The organism is Neobacillus drentensis (assembly GCF_036965425.1).
Classification (GTDB): Bacteria; Bacillota; Bacilli; order Bacillales; family Cytobacillaceae; genus Neobacillus; species Neobacillus drentensis_F.
In genome coordinates this window covers 1-8,833 of record NZ_JBALPP010000143.1, presented here as the reverse complement: position 1 = coordinate 8,833, position 8,833 = coordinate 1, and the positions used below count along the sequence as shown (strand labels likewise).

General features: G+C 41.0%; 5 protein-coding genes and 1 pseudogene. 2 read left to right on the top strand and 4 right to left on the bottom strand.

What is annotated here, in order from left to right:
* Together V7161_RS27485 and V7161_RS27480 are read right to left on the bottom strand one after the other, a co-directional pair.
* Positions 1–187, bottom strand: a pseudogene (locus tag V7161_RS27485) (hypothetical protein); the annotation flags it as partial.
* 56 nt (positions 188–243) lie between these two features.
* Complete coding sequence (locus V7161_RS27480; RefSeq protein WP_335715977.1) at positions 244–987, bottom strand: YqjF family protein; 744 nt, start codon at positions 985–987, stop codon at positions 244–246.
* A gap of 170 nt (positions 988–1,157) precedes the next feature.
* Between V7161_RS27480 and V7161_RS27475 the strand changes: the two genes are divergently transcribed.
* Both V7161_RS27475 and V7161_RS27470 read left to right on the top strand, forming a co-directional pair.
* Positions 1,158–2,570 (top strand): FMN-binding glutamate synthase family protein, encoded by a 1,413-nt coding sequence (locus V7161_RS27475; protein ID WP_335715976.1) that lies wholly within the window; start codon positions 1,158–1,160, stop codon positions 2,568–2,570.
* 57 nt (positions 2,571–2,627) lie between these two features.
* On the top strand, positions 2,628–4,037 hold the full coding sequence (locus tag V7161_RS27470; protein WP_335715975.1) for an FMN-binding glutamate synthase family protein: 1,410 nt from the start codon (positions 2,628–2,630) through the stop codon (positions 4,035–4,037).
* 490 nt (positions 4,038–4,527) lie between these two features.
* Here V7161_RS27470 and V7161_RS27465 read toward each other — a convergent pair whose 3' ends face one another.
* Entirely contained in the window at positions 4,528–6,171 is a 1,644-nt protein-coding gene (locus V7161_RS27465) for an Ig domain protein group 2 domain protein (protein ID WP_420491676.1), read from the bottom strand.
* A gap of 370 nt (positions 6,172–6,541) precedes the next feature.
* Positions 6,542–8,758 carry a glycerophosphodiester phosphodiesterase family protein gene (locus V7161_RS27460; RefSeq protein WP_335715974.1) on the bottom strand — a complete coding sequence of 739 codons (2,217 nt, stop codon included), beginning with the start codon at positions 8,756–8,758 and terminating at the stop codon, positions 6,542–6,544.
* Positions 8,759–8,833: the final 75 nt, after the last annotated feature.

Here is an 8,833-nt window from a genome sequence, read left to right as displayed (position 1 = left end):
TTTTAGTTACCCACCATTTATTCCTATAACAGAACAGACTAAATACACTTATGAACAAATTGACAAAACTTGCTACAGGCAAAAACCTAAAAAAACTTCGTTTCCCCATAAAAGGGACGGTTAGCCAAGGAAGAATTAATGTTGCTAATGAAAAGGCAATTTTTATATTATTCTTATTCTTACCCATTCTGATACTCCTTCAATTGATATAGTCTTTTTCAATATTCTATAAAGTAACGAATATTATGTTTTTTTCTTAATATTCCAGATTAACGAATCCACACCTGCAGAGAAATGAGCAATCGGTTTTACTTCAGAAAGGTCAAAATGAAAAGGTGTAAAAAGGGTATTCCTTTCTATTTCTATCTCCGCTTTTTGTAACGGCCAGGGCTGATGGTGTATTTCACCGCAATAGATGTTGACTCCGTTATTTGAACTATAGAGACAATATCGCTCAGTGAGCCAATGGTCCAGCATTCCTTCCTTTGGAAAATATACCTCCGATACGGGAAAATATTTGCCCTTAAATGTGATAAGAGCATTCGCATTGCCTTTACGAACACTCTGGCAATGAAAGGATTGTCCTTCTTTTTGAAAAGAAACCTCCGCCGAATGATAGGGTAAACAATACCATCTCTTTGCAATATTTAAGGAAGCCCAGTTCTGAACATCAATAGACAAAAAATAAATACCGGGTTTGCCATCACATTTAACATAAGTTCTTACATTGATTTCAGGAAATTTAGGGGTTACAGACACAGATGAAATTCCCCGAGGATAGATTCCCTCTAACACGAATAAAATTACGCCTAACCAGGCGGAGCCATTATAGGTGTCAATTTGTAAAGAGGAAGGAACATGCGGCCGTAATTTTTCAAGCGGAATAGGCCAATGCAAAAACAATAGATTTTTCCATGTTTGTCGCATAATCCAATACTTCGAAGGTAATGGCCATGGACGATGAACAATGTCATTCATTATATGCATGAAAAGATCCCCCTGTTTTTATATGTTCATAGTTTGGTGAAAAATAACAATTTCATACGATTAAGAATACTAAAAAGCTCAATTATTTTTTATATGAATTTCCTGTTTTTGGATACAATAGGAATGATGGACTACCTTATTGAGAATATGCTGAATATGGAGCTATAAATATGTTGAACATTTTTTATTATTTGGCTTTTGCAATGGTAACAATTTTATTTTTATTCTTTGTTTTCATGCTTTTTGGGTGGCGCTGGTTAATGAAGCGTATGGTGAAGCAAATGGGAAAAATTATTTTAACTGACAGTTATCAAGAAAATGTAATGGAGTTGATGCCGGGACTCCGGCATATGGGCATTCAAAATATGCTTGAAAATAGCTTACGTGCTGAAACAGGCGACGTTCTCCACCGCCCGTTGGGGTCTTCAAAAAAATGGCCGCATTTAGATCCGATTACTTTTATCCCTGCCCAAACAACACCCTTTCCTATAGATGGAGATGAAAATGTCGATGTGCAGGTAACCATTGGGCCAAATGCAAAAAAACCAATGAAAATAAAAATCCCGTTAATGATCAGCGGGATGGCCTACGGGATTGCCCTTAGTGAAGAAGTGAGACTCTCTTTAGCAGAAGCAGCTAATAATGCAGGAACCGCAATTAATTCTGGTGAAGGGGGAGTCTTACCTGAGGAACTAAATGCAGCCGGAAAGTATATTTTGCAGTTCTCCAAAACAGAATGGGCAAAAGAAGAAGAATTATTTAAGCGGGCAGATATGATAGAAGTTAAGTTAGGACAAGGCGCCTTATTTGGGACAGGCGGGAAAATTTCTCCTAAAAATTTAACGGGTCGTGCCCGTGAAGTGATGGGGTTAAAGGAAAATGAGGATGCCGTAATTTATGATAATTTTTTTGAAGATCAAACGCTGGATGATTTGAAAGAACTAGTTGATGAGCTGCGGAGCCTGACAGGTGGTGTTCCCATTGGAGTAAAAATGGGGGCTGGCGGAAAAATTGAAGAAGATATTGATCATTTAATTTATATGGGGGTTGATTTTATTGCCATTGATGGAGGACAAGCAGCCACACTTGGTGCCCCGCCGATTTTATCTGACGACGTTGGAATCCCAACACTGCATGCGATTGTCAGAGCTGTCAATCATCTAGAAAAGAGAAACATGAAGGGAAAAATAAGTTTAATTGCCTGCGGAGGACTTCTAGTACCGGGACATTTTTTAAAAGTGCTCGCCCTCGGAGCCGATGCAGTATATGTAGGCTCCGCTATGTTATTTGCCGTCTCACATCCTCAATCATTGAATGCCATGCCGTTTGAACCGCCTACACAAGTTGTTTGGAATCAAGGGAAATACAAGGATCAATTTAAGATTGAAGACGGGGTAAAATCAGCGGAAAAATTCTTAACAGCAAGTACGGAAGAAATAAAAATGGCATTAAGAGCAATGGGAAAACGCTCTTTAAAAGAGTTATCAAAAAAGGATCTGGTGTCTTATGATGAATTGACCGCCAAATTGGTTGGAATTCCGTTTTCGTTTGAACCATGGGAAAACAAACAAATGGAGACATAATTGTTCATCACTCGATCCAACTTTTTTCATTTTCTGTAAAAATGGAGAAGACTGACTATGGCAAACATATTCTTTTATTTGACTTTTGCAATGATGTCGCTATTATTTGTCGTGCTTATATTCATCCTCGTTGGTTGGCGATGGATTATGAAACTTATAGTGAAAAAGGCTGGGAAAATCATTTTAACTGACAGTTATCAAGAAAATATTATCGAACTAATGCCTGGACTTCGTCACATGGGCATTCAAAATATGCTAGAAAATAGCTTGCGTGCTGAAACAGGAGCAGTCCTTTTTCGCCCGCTTGGAGGCTCTTCAAAAAAATGGCCGCATTTGGATCCAATTACTTTTATCCCCGCGCAAACTTCTCCATTTCCAGTTGATGGTGAAGAAGAGGTAGATGTTGCCGTTACCATTGGGCCAAATGCAAAAAAACCAATGGAAATAAAAATTCCACTTATGATTAGTGCAATGGGATTTGGGATTGGACTTAGTGAACAAGCAAGGCTTTCATTGGCAGAAGCAGCCCAAAAAACAGGAACTGCAATAAACTCTGGGGAAGGTGGAATTTTACCTGAAGAATTAAACGCTGCCGGAAAGTATATTTTACAGTTTTCAAAAACAGAATGGGCAAAGGACGAAGATGTGATTAAACGTGCTGACATGATTGAAATAAAATTAGGTCAGGGCGCCTTAGCGGGAATGGGTAAAAAAATCCCCTCGGAGAGTTTAAAAGGTCGTGCCCGTGAAGTGATGGGACTTAAGGAAAATGAGGAAGCGATCATTTATGAACATTTTTGTGAAAATCAAACACTAGTAGATTTAAAGCTGCTTCTGGAGGAACTTCGGGTCATATCAGGTGGTGTTCCCATCGGCGTCAAAATTGGTGCAGGAGGAAAAATTGAAGAAGATATTGATCATTTACTCTTTATGGGGGTTGATTTTATTGCCGTTGACGGCGGACAAGCAGCCATGCACGGCGCACCTCCTATTTTATTTGATGACTTTGGGATCCCGACCTTGCATGCGGTAGTTAGAGCTGCTAATCATCTAGAAAAAAGAAAGATGAAGGGAAAGATTAGTTTAATCGTTTCAGGAGGGCTTTTGGTCCCCGGTCATTTTTTAAAAGTGCTTGCCCTCGGAGCCGACGCTGTCTATTTAGGCTCTTCCATATTGTTTGCTCTTGCACATGATCAAGTGTTGAAGGCACTTCCCTTTGAGCCGCCTACGCAGGCTATTTGGTATGACGGGAAGTTCAAGGATCAATTTAAGGTTGAAGAAGGGGTAAAAACAGCGGAAAAATTCTTAACAGCAAGTACAGAAGAAATAAAAATGGCATTAAGAGCAATGGGAAAACGCTCTTTAAAAGAGCTGTCAAGAAAGGATTTAGTGTCCTATGATGAATTGACCGCTAAAATGATTGGAATTCCGTTTTCCTTTGAACCATGGGAAGACAAACAAGTGTAAGGATCCTTCATCAGGAGAGAACAATGTATTGTTCTCTCCTAATGACTAAACCTTTTAGTTTTAGGCTCAGTTAAACTTAGTTGTTGATTTCTTCCCGTTTTCATATTATCCGGATTATGAAGGACATTTCTCTCGATTTCATGATGGGATCGGGTATTAAAGACCCCTTTAATTGACCGTTCTCCTGTTTATTAGATGGGTTTTGTCTTTCATTTTATCTTTGAAGGACATTTCTCTCACTTCCGGAATGAGTTAGGCATTATGAGCCCCTTCTATTGACCGTTCTCCTGCTTACTAGATGGGTTTTGTCTTTCATTTACCCTATGAAGGACATTTCTCTCACGACCGAGATGAGTTAGGGCATTATGAACTCCTTCTATTGACCGTTCCCCTCTATTAATGATCGACTTTGTCCTTCATCCTCAAATCAACAACAGGCAAAATCAACATTAAGCTTTAACATAGCCTAGTTTTAAAGAAGCGGCCTTTATTAATTACTAATCACTATATCATCAAAATTAATCCTCATCCCCGTTGTCCCTGAAACGACAATTTGGAATCGGACAGGTGCTGTTTGAGTAAGAGTAAAGGTTTTAACAGTTAAAGTGGATGTACTAGTATTCGTACTTCCAACGTTTGTCCATGTCGAGCCGCCATTCGTGGACATTTCCAGCTGCCAGTTCGCTCCGCTGTCGGTACCGAAATTGGCATGGGAAATTTGAATGCTTTTTGCCCCGCTAACATCGAAGTTCATCTTAATGGATCCAGATGCACGGACACGTGCTGACTGTGAACCTGTTTTCTTATCCGTAGATAAATTACCCATGAGGGCGTTATCAAAATACCAAGTTCCACTCGCAAGCGTCACATTCCCTGCAGTATAGGCGGTTTTGGTTCCGGACTCAAACTTTTCATTTAAAGTTGTCGTTCCAGTTCCACCAGACCCACTGGAGCCATAGCCATATGACCCAGATTTGAAAGTAGATGGATCATACCATTTATAGCCTGTCGCAGGTGCAGCCCACGGTTCTGCCACCGGTTCAGTCGATGTTTGCGGGTTTTCCATTGAAAGCAAGACGGTTGGCTGATCCAGCTGTAATCCTGCGACCTGTGATAAGGCTGTATAGCTTTCCTGCTTTGATAGCCAATCAAGGATATTCACCAGCAAAGTACCATCGTTCTGTTCTTTAAATCCATCGTACGTAGTTTTCTTTGCTCCCGTTTCCTCGCGCAAATATTTTGGAGTCGCATCTTCTACTGGCGACGAATCGCCAATAAACGCCGCTTTTCCTAATCCAAGCTTGGAGACCGCTGCATATGGCCCCTCTGCTCTCCCTCCCCCGTTATATACACCTTGGTCAACTGCGCTGCCCCAGGCTGTTGTGGTTGGTGGAAGATAAACAATGCCCTTTGCTTTGTTGGGGTCGGTTATTGCTAATGTTGAGCCAGCATGCATAGCAACTGTAGAAACGCCAGAGGTAATACCAAAAGCCTGACTCTGAGCCACAATATCATTGGCCGTTACATCTCCAATCGCATTGTAGCGGAATCGGATGCCGAAGTTGGCTGACAGCCAATCAGATCCTGTTACACCTTGCATGGCTGCAGAAGAAGCTTCCTCTGTTCCCATTCCTTTTGTTGGATTGGAATAAGCTCCCCGGCGGAAACCATTAAAAACCTCAGATGCATCCCAGCGGTTTTTGTTGCGATCCGCATTATAATGATCGCCAATAAAAAAGATACTCCCGCCGTTCTGTACATATTGGATCATAGCAGCCTGCTCAGTGGTTTTGTAAGGGATATTTGCTTCTCCAATTACAAACACATCGTAGCCTTGTAAATCTTGATAGGTAATGGAGGTGTTTTTTCGCAGCTCTTTGGCATAATAGCCTTTGTTTGCTAAGGCATTCGCAAAATCAGAAAAACCTCCGTCCAAGACCCAATCTGCTGCTCCCGCTGTTTGTCCATGAGTATTATCAAACAAAACCTTTTTGCCATTTGCAGTCCCCACTGGCTGAAGCTGCGGCGCAGGATCGAGGGCATTTTCAGCTGAAACACACGCTGTCATAAAAAAGAAAGATGAAGACAAAAGCAAAAGCACAAACGAAAAAGCTGAAAACTTTTGACGTGTCATTCTTTTCACTCCCTTTTGTGGATTCCTCCCTAAAATATCACACTATTGTTAGTGGAATGTTAAGAATTGATAAAATTAGAAATTTTCCCAATATGCTTGAATAATTAATAAACCTACTTACATCGAATTGAAGGAAAAATAAATATAACACGTTTAATTATGGTAGGAGCAGTCACAGTAAGGAGTCTGTTTTATCGGCAGGTAATACACGGCGTATTGTTCCCAATCCCATTAATGACAAGTCGAAGAATGTCATATTAGTTAGAATCTAATCATTTCTTGGGGAATAAAGTGTAAGTTTAGTTGAAATTTCCGACAAAAAGGCTCAGCCCCCCACTTCTTTAAAGTGGTGAGGGTCTGAGCCACACTATTAATCTTCTAGCTGAAAAGTATGAGTGAAGTGAGTTTTTCCGTTTTCATCCTGGATTTCTACTGTTGCCTGTTTATTTGCAGGATCTACCTTGAAGACACCGAAGTTAAAGAAATTCCCTTCTGCATATAATTTTTCAGGGCCGAAGGTTGGATCCAATGTGCCAGGGTTAATTTTTACAGCGCCAATTGGACCGCTGATTAACTCGTTGTAATCGGTTTTTCCGTCTTTGTTGGCATCATATTTGATGACTTCGGCAAAATGGACGTCTGTCGTGACGAAAAAGACGTTTTTGATTCCTCTTTCAATGATGAAATCAGAGATTTTTTTGAACTCGGTCTCATATCCGGTCGGGTCATTTGGGTTTATTTGATCTGCATTCGCCCATCCATCTCTGGAATTTGTTTTTCCAGTCGGCACGGAGATGGGCACGGACGTCGCAATAAGTTTTACTTTTGCATCTGACTCAAGGAGCTGCTGTTCCAGCCATTTTAACTGTTCCTCACCAAGCATCGTTTTATCTGGCCCATCTGCCTGAGTGTTAGGTGAGCGGTAGCCGCGGTTGTTCAGTATGATCATATCCATGGTATTACCCCAAGAATACTTATGATAAAGCTTGTCACTTTGACTGCGTTCCTCTGATATTGGCCAATAGTTCTTGAATGCCCGTAAGCCTGTTGGAGTCAACGGCTGAGAAGGGCCTGAAAAATCATTAATCACTTCATGGTCATCCCAAATTGCAAATGTCCCCGTTTTTTGCAGAAGGCTGCGTAATCCTGCATCGGTACGGTTCTCTTTATATTTTGCCCAAAAATCCTCTACGGTTTCAGAAGGAGGATTGGGCACAGCTGGTGTTTTATTATCCGCATAAATCGTGTCTCCGCTGAACAGAAAGAAATCCGGATTTAAAGCAGACATTGCTTTGAACGATTTATATGGCGGAATCTCTCCCTGGCCGCCCGTATCGCCGCCCCAAACCATTGTCATAGGCTTTAAGCTGTTTTCCTCTGGTGCTGTTTTGAATGAACCATTCACAGTATACTTGCTAGAAACAGCATGTGCACGGTAATAATAGGTAGTATCAGGCTTTAATCCGTTCACTTCTACATTTACCGTATAATCATGTTCTTCATCAGCATGGCTTGTTTTCACGATAGACTTGCTTTTAAAATTACTATCAGTCGAAATTTCAAACTGAACTCCTGCATCTCCATTCGTACGAGCCCATAAGATTGCCGAGGAATCGGTTATATCTCCGCTGGCTACCCCATGTGAAATAAACGGTTTTTTCAGTAGATCATCCAACTGGTCCGGATTGTTAGTGAACTCTCCATCAACACCAAGAGAGAGCAAGGAAACCATATCTTCCTGAGCATTTACGGTCCAAGGATGGACGAGAAGCTTGTTTTGATGAGCGGCTTCCATTAGCTTTGGAACGACAAGTTCCTTACTAGGGCCAACTCCGGCAGCATATTCAGAGATTCGCTTCATTTCTTGGTAAACATCCTTGCCAGCCAGCATACTGCCTGTATAAAGCTGAATCAATTTTACATTAGGTGCGAGAGTTCTCAACTTACGAAGACTTTCCTCGCTGAATGATTCAAGAAAAAGTTTTTCGTCATTTAGGACATTGGTTTTTTTCAGGATTTCAATGACTTTCTCTTCCATACCTGGGTAAACGTTTGGCGCTTTTGTTTCCATGTAAAGACCGACTTTTCCATTTCCATGTTGTTTGACAAATTCAATAGCTTCTTCCAGTGTCGGTACATGCTGTCCGACATACTCAGTTTTCGCCTTGTCAGGATATGCTTTATTAAACCATGAACCAGCATCCAGACGGCTGATTTCTTCAAGAGTAAAATCCTTTACCCGCCATGGTGCCCGGTCAGGATAAATTTCCTTCGCATTCGTTGTTCTCGATAGTGTTTCATCATGCATGGCAATCAATTGGCCGTCCTTGGTCATTTGCAAATCAAATTCCACATAATCGGCTTTCATCGTCATTGCCTGCTTATAGGCAGCGAGTGTATGTTCCGGACCGTATGCAGATGCCCCGCGGTGAGCAATCACAGCTACATCAGGTGTAAGCGGACGTAATGTAGATTGTCCATTTTCAGTAGCCATGTTTTGAATAGGATGGGCGAAAACCGCATAAGGAGCTGCTGCCGTTACTGAAAGGGATAGGCAAGCTAATCCAGCTATCAAACTTTTTTTCATTTCTAATTCATCTCCTATGAATTTATTTATTTCACAATTAAAAATATAGGAGAATTGTAAAGCTACAATTAATAG

What these genes read in the sequence shown, in the direction of transcription:
- V7161_RS27480 (WP_335715977.1), bottom strand. Translation starts at nt 987, where the DNA reads ATGCATATAATGAATGACATTGTTCATCGTCCATGGCCATTACCTTCG.
- V7161_RS27475 (WP_335715976.1), top strand. Translation starts at nt 1,158, where the DNA reads ATGTTGAACATTTTTTATTATTTGGCTTTTGCAATGGTAACAATTTTA.
- V7161_RS27470 (WP_335715975.1), top strand. Translation starts at nt 2,628, where the DNA reads ATGGCAAACATATTCTTTTATTTGACTTTTGCAATGATGTCGCTATTA.
- V7161_RS27465 (WP_420491676.1), bottom strand. Translation starts at nt 6,171, where the DNA reads ATGACACGTCAAAAGTTTTCAGCTTTTTCGTTTGTGCTTTTGCTTTTG.
- V7161_RS27460 (WP_335715974.1), bottom strand. Translation starts at nt 8,758, where the DNA reads ATGAAAAAAAGTTTGATAGCTGGATTAGCTTGCCTATCCCTTTCAGTA.